Origin of the sequence: Streptomyces sp. TLI_105, assembly GCF_900105415.1 — a bacterium.
In the GTDB taxonomy this organism is placed as follows: Bacteria; Actinomycetota; Actinomycetes; order Streptomycetales; family Streptomycetaceae; genus Streptomyces.
Genome location: NZ_FNSM01000001.1, coordinates 6,226,525 through 6,240,108 on the forward strand (window position 1 = coordinate 6,226,525; position 13,584 = coordinate 6,240,108).

Annotated in this window: 13 protein-coding genes; 9 read left to right on the forward strand and 4 right to left on the reverse strand. The window is 71.4% G+C overall.

The window, feature by feature from the left end; translation table 11 throughout:
- Positions 1–64 precede the first annotated feature (64 nt).
- From gap to BLW86_RS28465, 9 genes are all read left to right on the forward strand, one after another.
- A complete protein-coding gene (gap, locus tag BLW86_RS28425; RefSeq protein ID WP_093876669.1) occupies positions 65–1,075 on the forward strand; it encodes a type I glyceraldehyde-3-phosphate dehydrogenase in 1,011 nt (336 codons plus the stop codon).
- 112 nt (positions 1,076–1,187) lie between these two features.
- Complete coding sequence (gene pgk, locus BLW86_RS28430; RefSeq protein ID WP_093876670.1) at positions 1,188–2,399, forward strand: phosphoglycerate kinase; 1,212 nt, start codon at positions 1,188–1,190, stop codon at positions 2,397–2,399.
- Between the two features lie 7 nt (positions 2,400–2,406).
- A complete protein-coding gene (gene tpiA / locus BLW86_RS28435; RefSeq protein WP_093876671.1) occupies positions 2,407–3,183 on the forward strand; it encodes a triose-phosphate isomerase in 777 nt (258 codons plus the stop codon).
- A gap of 97 nt (positions 3,184–3,280) precedes the next feature.
- Positions 3,281–3,511 (forward strand): preprotein translocase subunit SecG, encoded by a 231-nt coding sequence (gene secG / locus BLW86_RS28440; RefSeq protein WP_056561581.1) that lies wholly within the window; start codon positions 3,281–3,283, stop codon positions 3,509–3,511.
- 77 nt (positions 3,512–3,588) lie between these two features.
- Complete coding sequence (locus BLW86_RS28445) at positions 3,589–3,924, forward strand: RNA polymerase-binding protein RbpA (protein ID WP_078908267.1); 336 nt, start codon at positions 3,589–3,591, stop codon at positions 3,922–3,924.
- A 162-nt stretch (positions 3,925–4,086) separates the two neighbouring features.
- A complete protein-coding gene (locus BLW86_RS28450) occupies positions 4,087–5,313 on the forward strand; it encodes an MFS transporter (RefSeq protein ID WP_093876672.1) in 1,227 nt (408 codons plus the stop codon).
- A 48-nt stretch (positions 5,314–5,361) separates the two neighbouring features.
- On the forward strand, positions 5,362–7,023 hold the full coding sequence (gene pgi / locus BLW86_RS28455; RefSeq protein ID WP_371129618.1) for a glucose-6-phosphate isomerase: 1,662 nt from the start codon (positions 5,362–5,364) through the stop codon (positions 7,021–7,023).
- A gap of 4 nt (positions 7,024–7,027) precedes the next feature.
- The gene (locus BLW86_RS28460) at positions 7,028–7,528 is read left to right on the forward strand and encodes a PH domain-containing protein (RefSeq protein WP_093876673.1); all 501 of its coding nucleotides are present in this window, start codon (positions 7,028–7,030) and stop codon (positions 7,526–7,528) included.
- Positions 7,525–9,057, forward strand: coding sequence for a PH domain-containing protein (locus BLW86_RS28465; RefSeq protein WP_093876674.1), 1,533 nt, complete (start codon positions 7,525–7,527; stop codon positions 9,055–9,057). The genes BLW86_RS28460 and BLW86_RS28465 overlap by 4 nt, the downstream gene beginning before the upstream one ends.
- Before the next feature lie 22 nt (positions 9,058–9,079).
- Here the strand turns inward: BLW86_RS28465 and pgl are convergent, their stop codons facing one another.
- The 4 genes from pgl to tal are packed head-to-tail and all read right to left on the reverse strand — an operon-like array spanning position 9,080 to position 13,582.
- Complete coding sequence (gene pgl, locus BLW86_RS28470; RefSeq protein WP_093876675.1) at positions 9,080–9,862, reverse strand: 6-phosphogluconolactonase; 783 nt, start codon at positions 9,860–9,862, stop codon at positions 9,080–9,082.
- A complete protein-coding gene (gene opcA / locus BLW86_RS28475) occupies positions 9,859–10,929 on the reverse strand; it encodes a glucose-6-phosphate dehydrogenase assembly protein OpcA (protein WP_093876676.1) in 1,071 nt (356 codons plus the stop codon). The genes pgl and opcA overlap by 4 nt, the downstream gene beginning before the upstream one ends.
- A complete protein-coding gene (gene zwf / locus BLW86_RS28480; RefSeq protein WP_093876677.1) occupies positions 10,926–12,458 on the reverse strand; it encodes a glucose-6-phosphate dehydrogenase in 1,533 nt (510 codons plus the stop codon). The genes opcA and zwf overlap by 4 nt, the downstream gene beginning before the upstream one ends.
- Positions 12,459–12,463: 5 nt before the next feature.
- Positions 12,464–13,582 carry a transaldolase gene (gene tal / locus BLW86_RS28485; protein WP_093876678.1) on the reverse strand — a complete coding sequence of 373 codons (1,119 nt, stop codon included), beginning with the start codon at positions 13,580–13,582 and terminating at the stop codon, positions 12,464–12,466.
- Between the last annotated feature and the right edge of the window lie 2 nt (positions 13,583–13,584).

Genomic DNA, 13,584 nt, shown 5'->3' on the forward strand with positions numbered 1-13,584 from the left:
TCCCAAAAAACAAAAATCTCGCCGGCGTCGAACACACCGGCGTACCTAACGAGGAGATCGGTTCGTGACGATCCGCGTAGGCATCAACGGCTTTGGCCGCATCGGTCGGAACTATTTCCGCGCGCTCCTTGAGCAGGGTGCCGACATCGAGGTCGTGGCAGTCAACGACCTGGGTGACACCGCGACCACCGCACACCTGCTGAAGTACGACACCATCCTGGGCCGCCTCAAGGCCGAGGTGACCCACACCGCCGACACCATCACCGTCGACGGCCACACCATCAAGGTGCTGTCCGAGCGCGACCCGGCCGACATCCCCTGGGGCGACCTGGGCGTCGACATCGTCATCGAGTCGACCGGCATCTTCACGAAGAGGGCGGACGCCGCGAAGCACCTCGCCGGCGGCGCCAAGAAGGTCCTCATCTCGGCTCCGGCCACCGACGAGGACATCACCATCGTTATGGGTGTCAACCAGGACAAGTACGACCCCGCGCAGCACGACGTCATCTCCAACGCGTCCTGCACCACCAACTGCGTCGCGCCGATGGCCAAGGTCCTCGACGAGAACTTCGGCATCGTCAAGGGCCTGATGACCACGGTCCACGCGTACACCAACGACCAGCGCATCCTGGACTTCCCGCACAAGGACCTGCGCCGCGCCCGCGCCGCCGCGGAGAACATCATCCCGACCACGACGGGTGCCGCCAAGGCCACCGCCCTGGTCCTCCCGCAGCTCAAGGGCAAGCTCGACGGCATCGCCATGCGCGTCCCGGTCCCGACCGGCTCCGCCACCGACCTGGTCGTCACCCTCGACCGCGAGGTCACCAAGGACGAGGTCAACGCCGCGTTCAAGAAGGCCGCCGACGACGGCGACCTCAAGGGAATCCTTTTCTACACCGAGGACCCGATCGTCTCCTCGGACATCGTCAGCGACCCGGCGTCCTGCACCTTCGACGCCTCCCTGACGATGGTCCAGGAGGGCAGCACGGTCAAGATCCTCGGCTGGTACGACAACGAGTGGGGCTACTCCAACCGTCTCGTCGACCTCACCGTCTTCGTCGGCGGCCGGCTCTAGGCTCTAGGGTTCAGGGCAGGTTTTCGATGTGAGCAGGGCTCGGGCAGCGCAATGCCGCGCTGTGCGAGCCCTGTTTGTGTGCTCCACCGCGTACCAAGGAGTCTGTTAACAGATGAAGACGATCGACGAGCTTCTCAGCGAGGGCGTCGAAGGAAAGCGCGTGTTCGTCCGCGCCGACCTCAACGTGCCGCTCGACGGCACCACCATCACCGACGACGGCCGCATCCGCGCCGTCGTCCCCACGGTCAAGGCGCTCGCCGACGCCGGCGCCCGCGTCGTGGTCGCCTCGCACCTGGGCCGCCCCAAGGGCGCCCCGGACCCGGCGTTCTCGCTCGCCCCGGCCGCCGCGCGCCTCGGCGAACTGCTCGGCGCCGACGTGGCCTTCGCGACCGACACCGTCGGCGACTCCGCCCGGGAGACCGTCGCGGGCCTCGCCGACGGCCAGGTGGCCGTCATCGAGAACCTCCGCTTCAACGCCGGTGAGACCTCGAAGGACGACGCCGAGCGCGGCGCCTTCGCGGACCAGCTGGCCGCCCTCGCCGACCTGTACGTCGGCGACGGCTTCGGCGCCGTGCACCGCAAGCACGCCTCGGTCTTCGACCTCCCGGCGCGCCTCCCGCACGCCGCGGGCTACCTCATCGCCACCGAGGTCGGCGTCCTGAAGAAGCTCACGGACGACGTCCAGCGGCCGTACGTGGTCGCGCTCGGCGGTGCCAAGGTCTCCGACAAGCTCGGCGTGATCGACCACCTCCTGGAGAAGGCCGACCGCATCCTCATCGGCGGCGGCATGGCCTACACCTTCCTCAAGGCCCAGGGCCACGAGGTCGGCATCTCGCTGCTCCAGGAGGACCAGATCCCGGCGGTCCAGGACTACCTGAAGCGTGCCAAGGAGCGCGGCGTGGAGTTCGTGCTCCCCGTCGACGTCCTGGTCTCGGCCGACTTCCCGGACCTGAAGACCAAGGCTCCGGCCAACCCCACCACGGTCGCCGCGGACGCCATCCCGGCGGACCAGGAGGGCCTGGACATCGGTCCGGAGACCCGTAAGCTCTACGCCTCGAAGCTCGCCGACGCGGCCACCGTCTTCTGGAACGGTCCGATGGGCGTCTTCGAGCACCCCGACTACGCCGAGGGCACCAAGGCCGTCGCCCAGGCGCTCGTCGACTCCCCGGCGTTCACGGTGGTCGGCGGTGGCGACTCCGCCGCGGCCGTCCGCATCCTGGGCTTCGACGAGAAGGCATTCGGCCACATTTCGACCGGCGGCGGCGCCTCCCTCGAGTACCTCGAGGGCAAGACGCTTCCCGGCCTCGCCGCACTGGAGGACTGACCCCCTTATGACCACCCGCACCCCGCTGATGGCGGGCAACTGGAAGATGAACCTCAACCACCTCGAGGCCATCGCCCACGTCCAGAAGCTCGCCTTCGCCCTGACCGACAAGGACCTCGACGCCTGTGAGGTCGCGGTCCTGGTTCCCTTCACCGACCTGAGGTCCGTCCAGACCCTGGTCGACGGAGACAAGATCAAGATCAAGTACGGCGCCCAGGACATCTCGGAGCACGACTCCGGGGCCTACACCGGCGAGGTCTCGGGCCTGATGCTGTCCAAGCTGAAGTGCGCCTACGTCGCCGTCGGCCACTCCGAGCGCCGCCAGTACCACGCCGAGAACGACGAGGTCTGCAACGCCAAGGTGAAGGCCGCCTTCAAGCACGGCGTGACCCCGATCCTCTGCGTCGGCGAGGGCCTGGACGTCCGCAAGGCGGGCAACCAGGTCGAGTACACCCTGGCCCAGATCGACGGCGGTCTGAAGGACGTCCCGGCCGAGCAGGCCGAGACGATCGTGATCGCGTACGAGCCGGTGTGGGCCATCGGCACCGGCGAGGTCGCCACCCCCGAGGACGCCCAGGAGGTCTGCGGGGCGATCCGCGGCCGCCTGGCCGAGCTGTACTCGCAGGAGCTGGCCGACAAGGTCCGCATCCAGTACGGCGGCTCGGTCAAGGCCGGAAACGTCGCCGCGATCATGGCGCAGCCGGACGTCGACGGCGCCCTGGTGGGCGGCGCGGCGCTGGACGCCGACGAGTTCGTCAAGATCGTGCGCTTCCGCGACCAGTGAGTATGCGGTAGCGGAGTTACGTCGTACCCTTGCGGGGGTCGGGCAGGTGCCCGGCCCCCGTCCGTATAAGTCCGAGGAAGTTGGTCCAGCCGTGGTTATGGGGTTCTCGATCGCCCTGATCGTCTTCAGCGCGCTGCTGATGCTGCTCGTGCTGATGCACAAGGGGAAGGGCGGCGGCCTCTCCGACATGTTCGGAGGCGGCATGCAGTCCTCCGTGGGCGGCTCCTCGGTCGCCGAGCGGAACCTTGACCGGATCACCGTCGTGATCGGTCTGCTCTGGTTCGCCTGCATTGTGGTACTTGGTCTGCTGATGAAGTTGGACGGGTAACTCCAATCACTGGACGCGCGTTGGGCCTTACGTAGACTGGGGCATCTTCGAGCACCATCACGCAGGGAGTTACGACCGTGGCAAGTGGCAACGCGATCCGGGGAAGCCGGGTCGGAGCGGGGCCGATGGGGGAGGCCGAGCGGGGCGAGTCGGCACCGCGCCTCCGCATCTCCTTCTGGTGCTCGAACGGGCACGAGACGCAGCCGAGCTTCGCCAGCGACGCGGCGGTCCCGGACACCTGGGACTGCCCGCGCTGCGGCTTCCCGGCAGGTCAGGACCGGGACAACCCGCCGGACCCGCCGCGCACGGAGCCGTACAAGACCCACCTCGCCTATGTGCGTGAGCGGCGCAGCGACGCGGACGGCGAGGCGATCCTCGCCGAGGCGCTGGCCAAGCTGCGCGGCGAGATCTGAAGCGTGGTGTGACGGTGTGACGAACGGGCCTTGCCCGCGAACCGAGTTCGCGGGCAAGGCCCGTTCGTGCGTCACGGGCGGGCGCCCGCCGGGTGCGCGGCGTTGTCAGTGGCGTCCTCTACGGTCGGTACGACGGGGAGACCACCGGACCGAGGGGGCGCCGTGGCGGCGACGGAGACAGCGGGCGGCAGCAGGGCCGCGCCCACCTGGCGGGGCGGCTTCGGACGGCTGTGGACGGCCGCGGTCGTCTCCCGGTTCGGCGACTCGCTGCGCACCGCCGCGCTGCCGCTGCTCGCCGCCTCGCTCACCGACGACCCCCTCCTCATCGCCTCCGTCACCGCCTGCGGCTTCCTGCCCTGGCTGCTCTTCGGACTCCTCGGCGGCGCCGTCGCCGACCGCGTCGACCAGCGGCGGGCCATGTGGGCCGTCGACCTCGTCCGCGCCGGACTCGTCGCCGCCTTCGCCGCCGCCGTCGCCCTCGGACACGCCTCCGTCGCCCTGCTGCTCGCCCTCGCCTTCGCCCTCACCACCCTCCAGACCCTCTTCGACAACGCGGCCACCGCCCTGCTGCCCGCGCTCGTCCCCGCCGAGACCCTGGCCGGCGCCAACGCGCGCCTGATGACCGGCCAGCAGCTCGCCGGCGGTCTCCTCGCCGGGCCGGCCGTGCCCGTCCTGCTCCTCGCCGGCCCCGCCGTCCCGTACGCGGCCGACGCGCTCACGTACGTCCTGGCCGCCCTCCTCGTCGCCTCCCTGCGGACCGGCGCGCCCGAGCGGCCGCCCCGCCCGGCCGGGTCCACCCTCCGCGCCGAGGCGGCCCAGGGCCTCGCCGTCCTGCGCGCGGACCGGCCCCTGCGGTGGCTCTGCACCGCGACCACCCTCTGCAACATCGGCATGGGCGCCCTCATCGCCACCCTCGTCGTCCATGTGACCGACGGCCACCCGACGGGAACCGCGGGGAACACGGCGTACGCCGCCACGATCACGGCCTACGCCCTGGGCGCCGTCGCCGGCGGCTTCCTGGCCCGGCGGATCGCCGAGCGGACCGGCCGCATACGCGCCGTGTTCCTCGCCGGGACCGTCCAGACCGCCTGCCTGATCCTGATGGGCGCGGTGCCCGTCCTCGGGGTATCGATCGGGGCCATGGCGGTGTTCGGCCTCATGGGGACGGTGTGGAACGTCCAGCAGACGACCCTCATGCAGGAGCGCGCCCCCGAGGGGATGCTCGGTCGCATCGCCGCGGCCTTCCGCACCCTCGCCGTCGCGGGCGCGCCGCTCGGCGCGCTCCTCGGCGGCGCCGCGGCCGCCGGCCTGGGACCGCACACACCGGCCCTCCTCGCGGCGGCGTTCTTCGCGCTCGCCGTCGCGTCGCTGGGCCCCCTGATCAATTAGGTTTGGGGGTGCAGCGGGGCAGACAAGCAGTACGAGAAGAAGTGGGCGATGTCCGAGATGACAAGCGAAGGCCGCAACAGGCTCAACCGGCTGCCCGAGTGGGCGGCCCTCGGCAAGCACCGTGAGCAGCTGGGCGACACCCATCTGCGCGAACTGTTCGCCGCCGACCCGGAGCGGGGCACCGACTACACCCTGCGCGTCGGCGACCTCCACCTGGACTACTCCAAGCACCTCGTCACCGGCGAGACGCTGGCCCTGCTGAGGGAACTGGCCGCCGTCACCGGCGTCGCCGAGCTCCGCGACGCCATGTTCCGCGGCGAGAAGATCAACACCACCGAGGACCGGGCGGTCCTCCACACCGCGCTGCGCGCCCCCCGCGGGGCCGTCGTCGAGGTCGACGGGGAGAACGTCGTCCCCGGCGTCCACGCCGTCCTCGACAAGATGGGCGCCTTCGCCGACAAGGTCCGCGCGGGCGAGTGGACCGGCCACACCGGACGGCCCATCAAGAACATCGTCAACATCGGCATCGGCGGCTCCGACCTCGGCCCCGCCATGGCCTACGAGGTCCTGCGCTCCTACACCCAGCGGGACCTGACGTTCCGTTTCGTCTCCAACGTCGACGGCGCCGACCTCCACGAGGCCGTCCGCGACCTCGACCCCGCCGAGACGCTGTTCATCGTCGCCTCGAAGACCTTCACCACCATCGAGACGATCACCAACGCCACCTCCGCGCGGAACTGGCTCCTCACCGAGCTGCGCGCCGGCCAGGAGGCCGTCGCCAAACACTTCGTGGCCCTCTCGACCAACGCCGAGAAGGTCGAGGAGTTCGGCATCGACACCGCGAACATGTTCGAGTTCTGGGACTGGGTCGGCGGCCGCTACTCCTACGACTCCGCCATCGGCCTCTCCCTGATGATCGCCATCGGCCCGGAGCGCTTCCGCGAGATGCTCGACGGCTTCCACCTCGTCGACGAGCACTTCCGCACCGCCCCGCCCGAGGAGAACGCGCCGCTGCTCCTCGGCCTCCTCGGCGTCTGGTACGGCGCCTTCTTCGACGCCCAGTCGCACGCCGTCCTGCCGTACTCCCACTACCTGTCCAAGTTCACCGCCTACCTCCAGCAGCTCGACATGGAGTCCAACGGCAAGTCGGTGGACCGCGAGGGCAACCGGGTCGACTGGCAGACCGGACCCGTCGTCTGGGGCACCCCCGGGACCAACGGCCAGCACGCCTACTACCAGTTGATCCACCAGGGCACCAAGGTCATCCCCGCCGACTTCATCGGCTTCGCCCGCCCCGTCGAGGACCTGCTGCCCGGGCTCGTCGCCCAGCACGACCTGCTCATGGCCAACTTCTTCGCCCAGACCCAGGCGCTCGCCTTCGGCAAGACGCCCGAGGAGGTACGGGCCGAGGGCGTTGCCGAGGAGCTCGTCCCGCACAAGACCTTCCAGGGCAACCACCCGACCACCACGATCCTCGCCGACGCGCTCACCCCGTCCGTCCTCGGCCAGCTGATCGCGCTCTACGAGCACAAGGTCTTCGTCCAGGGCGCGGTCTGGAACATCGACTCCTTCGACCAGTGGGGCGTCGAGCTCGGCAAGGTCCTCGCCAAGAAGATCGAGCCGGTCCTGACGAAGGGCGAGGGAGCCGAGCAGCTCGACAGCTCCACCGCCGGACTCGTCTCGGTCTACCGCTCGCTGCGCGGACGGTAATCGGATGAAGGGGGAGGACGCGGTGCGGCTGCGGCCGCCCAGGAACGCCGTCGACGAGCGGGCCGTCGCCTGGTGGCGCAGCCGGCTCCTGGCGACCACCGCCGTACCGGTGACGGTGCTCGCCGTCCTCGGCGCGTTCCTCGGGCCCGCCCGGACCTGGCTGCTGCTCGCGGCCGGGGCCGTGGCGGCCCTGGGCCTCGCGTGTACCGCGTTCCTCCCCGCCTGGTGGTTCCGGGTGCACCGCTGGGAGATCACCGACGAGGCCGTCTACGTGCGCACCGGCGCCCTGTGGCAGGAGTGGCGGATCGCCCCGATGTCCCGGATCCAGACGGTCGACACCGTGCGCGGCCCGCTGGAGCAGACGTTCGGGCTCGCCACCGTCACCGTCACCACCGCCTCCTCCAAGGGGGCGATCCGCATCGGGGGCCTCGACCACGAGCTCGCCGCCGAGCTCGCCGAACGGCTCACCGCGCTCACCCGGGCCACCCCCGGGGACGCCACATGAGCGAGGAGTGGCGGCGGCTCGACCCGCGCACCCTGCTCGCCGGCGCCGCCGTCCTCTGCGGAGTGGCCGGCGGCGCGGCCCTCCCGGCCGTGGCCGGCCTCTCGAGCGGCGGGTCCCTGGGCCAGGCCTTCGTCTGGGGCCTCTCAGGCGTCGTCCTGCTCGTCCTGGTCGGCACGGTCGGCGACTGGGTCCGGCTGCGCCGCACCCGCTACCGCGTCGGCCCCGAGAGGGTCGACCTCCACACCGGGCTCCTGCTGCTCAAGCACCGTTCCCTGGCCCGGGAGCGGATCCGCAGCGTCGACCTCACCGCCAACCCCCTGCAGCGCGTCCTCGGCCTCGTCAAGGTCCGCATCGGCACCGGCGAGAACAGCGTCGGCGGCGAGTCCACCCTCGAACTCGACCTGGTCACCCGCGCCGAGGGCGAGCGGCTCCGCCGGGAGCTCCTCGGCCGCACCGCCGTCGCCGGGGAGCCGGACCACGACGGCGTCCTGGCCGCCCTCGACCCGCGCTGGATCCGCTACGCCCCCGTCTCCTTCCTCGCCCCCGCCCTCGGCGGCGCCGCGGCCGGCGGCGTCCTGCAGGTCAGCGACTGGTTCGGCGCCCAGGCGGAGGTCGTCGACTGGATAGGGGACCGCTTCCGGGACACCTCCCTGACCTGGACGATCGTCGACCTGGTCCTGCTCGCCACCGCCGCCGGGACCGTCGGCGCCCTCGGACTCTGGATCGAGATGTGGTGGAACTACCGCCTGGAGCGCGAGCCCGGCGGCACCCTCCGAGTCCGCCGGGGCCTGTTCACCGCCCGGTCGGTCACGCTGGAGGAGCGCCGGCTGCGCGGGATCGAGCTCGTCGAACCGCTCGGCGTGCGGCTGTTCGGCGCCGCCCGCGTCGACGCCGTCGCCACCGGCCTCGCCGAGGACGACGAGGACAAGCACGGCGACCTGAAGAACCTGCTGCCCGCCGCCCCCCGGGAGCGTGCCGAACGGGTCGCCGCCCTGGTGCTGCGCGAGCCGGAGCCGCCGACCGGGGCACCCCTCGCCGCCCACCCCCGGGCCGCCCGCGCCCGGCGGCTGCGCCGGGCCGCGTGGAGCGTCCTCGGCCCCGCCGCGCTCCTCGCCGCCCTCGGCCCGCTCCTCACGCCGGTCCTGCTGTACGTGGCGGCCGGCTGGGCCCTCGTCCTCGGACCGGTCGCCGTGCTGCTCGCCCTCGACGCGTACCGCGCCCTCGGGCACGGCGTCAGCGGCGGTTTCCTGGTGGCCCGTTCGGGCACCGTCCGGCGGACGACGGTCGCCCTGCAGCGCTCCGGCGTCATCGGCTGGACCGTCAGGCAGTCGTACTTCCAGCGCCGGGCCGGACTGCTGACCCTCACCGCCACCACGGCGGCCGGAGCGGGCGCCTACACGGTGCACGACGCGGGCGAGGGCCAGGGCCTCGCCTTCGCCGCCGAGGCCGTACCGGGGCTCCTCGCGCCGTTCCTGGAGCCCGTACACACGCCCGTACACACGCCGGAGGCCCGGCCCACCGCCAGGTGAACCGGGCCTCCGTAGACGTGCGTCAGGCCGAGGCCGGGGGATACAGGCTCCGCGGCAGCTCCGACGCGGCCGCCGCGTCGAGCAGCCACAGCGTGCGCGAGAGCCCGTAGGCCCCGGCCGCCGGGGCCTGCACCTCGCCCGCGCCCGAGAGCGCGATCGCCGCGGCCTTCGCCTTGTCCTCTCCGGCCGCGAGCAGCCAGACCTCGTGCGCCGCCCGGATGGCCGGGAGGGTCAGCGAGATCCGGACCGGCGGCGGCTTCGGCGCGCCGTGCACCCCGACCACCGTCCGCTCGGTCTCGCGGACCGCCGGCAGCTCCGGGAAGAGCGAGGCCACGTGCGTGTCCGGGCCGACGCCCAGCATCAGCACGTCGAAGGTCGGCACCCCGCCATGGTCACCGGGACCCGCGGCGGCGGCCAGCTCCTCCGCGTACGCCGCCGCGGCGGCGTCGACGTCGCCGCCGTACGGCCCGTCCGAGGCCGGCATGGCGTGCACCCGTGCCGGGTCGAGCGGCACCCGGTCGAGCAGCGCGGCACGGGCCTGGGTGACGTTCCGCTCGGGGTCGCCCTCGGGCAGGTACCGCTCGTCGCCCCACCACAGGTCGAGCCGTGACCAGTCGACCGCGTCCCGCGCGGGCGCCGAACCGAGCGCCGCGAGCAGACCGTTGCCGTTGCGGCCGCCGGTGAGCACGACCGAGGCGGAGCCGCGGGCGGCCTGGGCGTCCACGATCTTCGTGATCAGCCGGGCCGCGGCGGCCTCGGCCATCAGCTCCTTGTCGCGGTGGACGACCAGCTGAGGGGTGCTCACTTGGCCGCCGCCTTCTTGGCCGGGGCCTTCTTCGAGGCGGGCTTGGCCGCGGGAGCCGCTTCCGAGGCCGTCTCCGCAGCGGGCTCCACGACCGTCTCGACGACCGTGTCCACGACGGTCTCGGGGGCGGTGATCGCCGCCCCCTCGTCGAGCCGCTCCACACCGAACCGGAGCGCCGTCGCGTAGGTGTCGTCCGGGTCGAGCCGGCGCAGCTCCTCCGCGATCAGCTCGGCCGTCTCGCGGCGCTTGAGCGCCACCGCACGGTCCGGCTGCCCCTCTATGGAGAGCGTGGCGAGCGAGCCGTCCGGCCGGTCGAGCACGATGGGGCCGGCGTCGGTCTCCATCCGTACGGAGGTGAGACCGGGGCCGGCCGACTTCGAGCGCCGGACCGGCACCTTCAGCCGGTCCGCGAGCCACATCGCGAGCAGCTCGACGCTCGGGTTGAACTCCTCGCCCTCCACCTCGGCCGAGGTGACCTCGCACACGACCTGGTCGAGCGCGGCGGCCAGCATCGAGCGCCACGGGGTGATCCGGGTCCACGAGAGGTCCGTGTCGCCCGGGGTGTACGCGTCCGCGCGCGCGGTCAGCTCCTGGATGGGCTGCTCGGCGGCGTACGTGTCGGTCACCCGGCGCTGGGCGAGCGCGCCCAGCGGGTCGTTCGCCGGGTCGGACGGCGCGTTCACCGGCCACCAGACGACGACGGGGGCGTCCGGGAGGAGCAGCGGCAGCACCACCGACTGGGCGTGGTCGACGACCTCGCCGTACAGCCGGAGCACCACCGTCTCGCCGGTGCTGGCGTCGGCGCCGAGGCGGACCTCGGCGTCGAGCCGCGCCTGCGCGCGGTCCCGCGGGGAGCGCGAGACCCGCTTGATGACGACGAGGGTCCGCGAGGGGTGCTCGCGGGACGCCTCGTTGGCCGCCTTGAGCGCGTCGTAGGCGTTCTCCTCGTCGGTGACGATCACGAGGGTGAGCACCATGCCGACGGCCGGCGTGCCGATCGCCCGCCGCCCGAGCACCAGCGCCTTGTTGATCTTGGAGGACGTGGTGTCCGTCAGGTCGGTCTTCATGGCCGGCGCCAGCTCCTGCCGTCTCGTGCGAGCATCTCGTCCGCCTCGACCGGACCCCAGGTCCCGGACTGGTACTGCGCGGGCTTGCCGTGCGTGTCCCAGAACTGCTCGATCGGGTCGAGGATCTTCCAGGACAGCTCGACCTCCTCGACCCGCGGGAAGAGGTTGGAGTCGCCGAGCAGGACGTCGAGGATGAGCCGCTCGTACGCCTCGGGGCTGGACTCCGTGAAGGACTCGCCGTACGCGAAGTCCATCGACACGTCCCGGATCTCCATCTGGGTGCCGGGCACCTTGGAGCCGAACCGCACCGTCACGCCCTCGTCCGGCTGGACCCGGATCACGATGGCGTTGCGGCCGAGCTCCTCGGTCGCGGTGTGGTCGAAGGGGGAGTGCGGGGCGCGCTGGAAGACGACCGCGATCTCGGTGACGCGGCGGCCCAGGCGCTTGCCGGTCCGCAGGTAGAACGGGACGCCCGCCCAGCGGCGGTTGTCGATCTCCAGCTTGATGGCCGCGTAGGTGTCGGTCTTGGACTGGGGGTCGATGCCGTCTTCCTGGAGGTAGCCGACGGCCTTCGCGCCGCCCTGCCACCCGGCCGCGTACTGGCCGCGCACCGTCGACTTGCCCAGGTCCTTGGGCAGCTTCACCGCGCCGAGGACCTTGGTCTTCTCGGCGGCCAGCGCGTCGGCGTCGAAGGAGGCGGGCTCCTCCATCGCGGTCAGCGCGAGCAGCTGGAGCAGGTGGTTCTGGATGACGTCACGGGCGGCGCCGATGCCGTCGTAGTAGCCGGCGCGGCCGCCGATGCCGATGTCCTCGGCCATGGTGATCTGCACGTGGTCGACGTACGACCGGTTCCAGATCGGCTCGAAGAGCGTGTTGGCGAAGCGGAGCGCCAGGATGTTCTGGACGGTCTCCTTGCCGAGGTAGTGGTCGATCCGGAAGACCGCCTCGGGCGGGAAGACCTCGTGGACGACCTCGTTGAGCTCCTTGGCGGAGACCAGGTCGTGGCCGAAGGGCTTCTCGATGACCGCGCGGCGCCAGGAACCGTCCTTCTGGTCGGCCAGGCCGTGCTTCTTGAGCTGCTGGACGACGAGCGGGAAGAACTTCGGCGGCACGGACAGGTAGAAGGCGAAGTTGCCTCCCGTGCCCTGCGCCTTGTCGAGCTCCTCGATCGTCGACTTGAGCTGCTCGAAGGCCGTGTCGTCGTCGAAGTCGCCCTGGACGAACCGCATGCCCTGGATCAGCTGCTGCCACACCTCCTCGCGGAAGGGGGTACGCGCGTGCTGTTTGACGGCTTCGTAGACCTCCTGCGCGAAGTCCTCGTCCGCCCATTCGCGGCGGGCGAAGCCGATGAGCGAGAAGCCCGGCGGCAGCAGGCCGCGATTGGCCAGGTCGTAGACGGCAGGCATCAGCTTCTTACGGGACAAATCGCCCGTGACGCCGAAGATCACCAGACCCGACGGCCCCGCGATGCGCGGGAGCCGTCGGTCTGCGGCGTCACGGAGCGGGTTGGCTCCGTGGACTGCGCTCAAAGTGCTTACGCCTCCGAAGGTGCGAGGCGCTCGAGCTCCGCCTCGGTGGACTTGAGCAGGTCGTTCCAGGACGCCTCGAACTTCTCGACGCCCTCGTCCTCCAGGAGCTGGACGACGTCGTCGTAGCTGATGCCCAGCTTCTCGACGGCCGCCAGCTCGGCGCGCGACTGCTCGTAGGTGCCGCGGATGGTGTCACCGGTGACCTCGCCGTGGTCGGCGGTGGCCTCCATGGTGGCCTCCGGCATGGTGTTCACCGTGCCGGGGGCGACCAGGTCCACGACGTACAGGGTGTCCTTGTACGCCGGGTCCTTGACGCCGGTCGAGGCCCACAGCGGACGCTGCTTGTTGGCCTGCGCCTTGTCGAGGGCGGCCCAGCGGTCGGAGGAGAAGACCTCCTCGTACGCCTCGTAGGCCAGACGGGCGTTGGCCAGGGCGGCCTTGCCCTTGAGCGCCTTGGCCTCGTCGGTGCCGAGGGCGTCCAGGCGCTTGTCGATCTCCGTGTCCACGCGGGAGACGAAGAAGGAGGCCACCGAGTGGATCTTGGAGAGGTCGAGGCCGCGCTCGCGGGCCTTCTCCAGACCCGCCAGGTAGGCGTCCATGACCGCGCGGTAGCGCTCCAGCGAGAAGATCAGCGTGACGTTGACGCTGATGCCGAGGCCGATGACCTCGGTGATCGCCGGCAGACCCGCCTTGGTGGCCGGGATCTTGATCAGGGTGTTGGGGCGGTCCACCAGCCAGGCCAGCTGCTTGGCCTCGGCGATGGTGGCGGCCGTGTCGTGGGCGAGACGGGGGTCGACCTCGATGGAGACCCGGCCGTCCTGGCCGTCGGTCGCGTCGAAGACCGGTCGCAGGATGTCGGCGGCGTCACGGACGTCCGCCGTCGTGATCATGCGGATGGCCTCGTCGACGGTCACCTTGCGGGCGGCCAGGTCGGCGAGCTGCTGGTCGTAGCCGTGCCCCTCCGAGATGGCCTTCTGGAAGATGGACGGGTTCGTGGTGACACCGACCACGTGGCTCTGGTCGATCAGCTCGGCCAGGTTGCCGGACGTGATCCGCTGGCGCGAGAGGTCGTCCAGCCAGATCGCGACGCCTTCGTCGGAGAGGCGCTTGAGAGCGTCTGTCATGG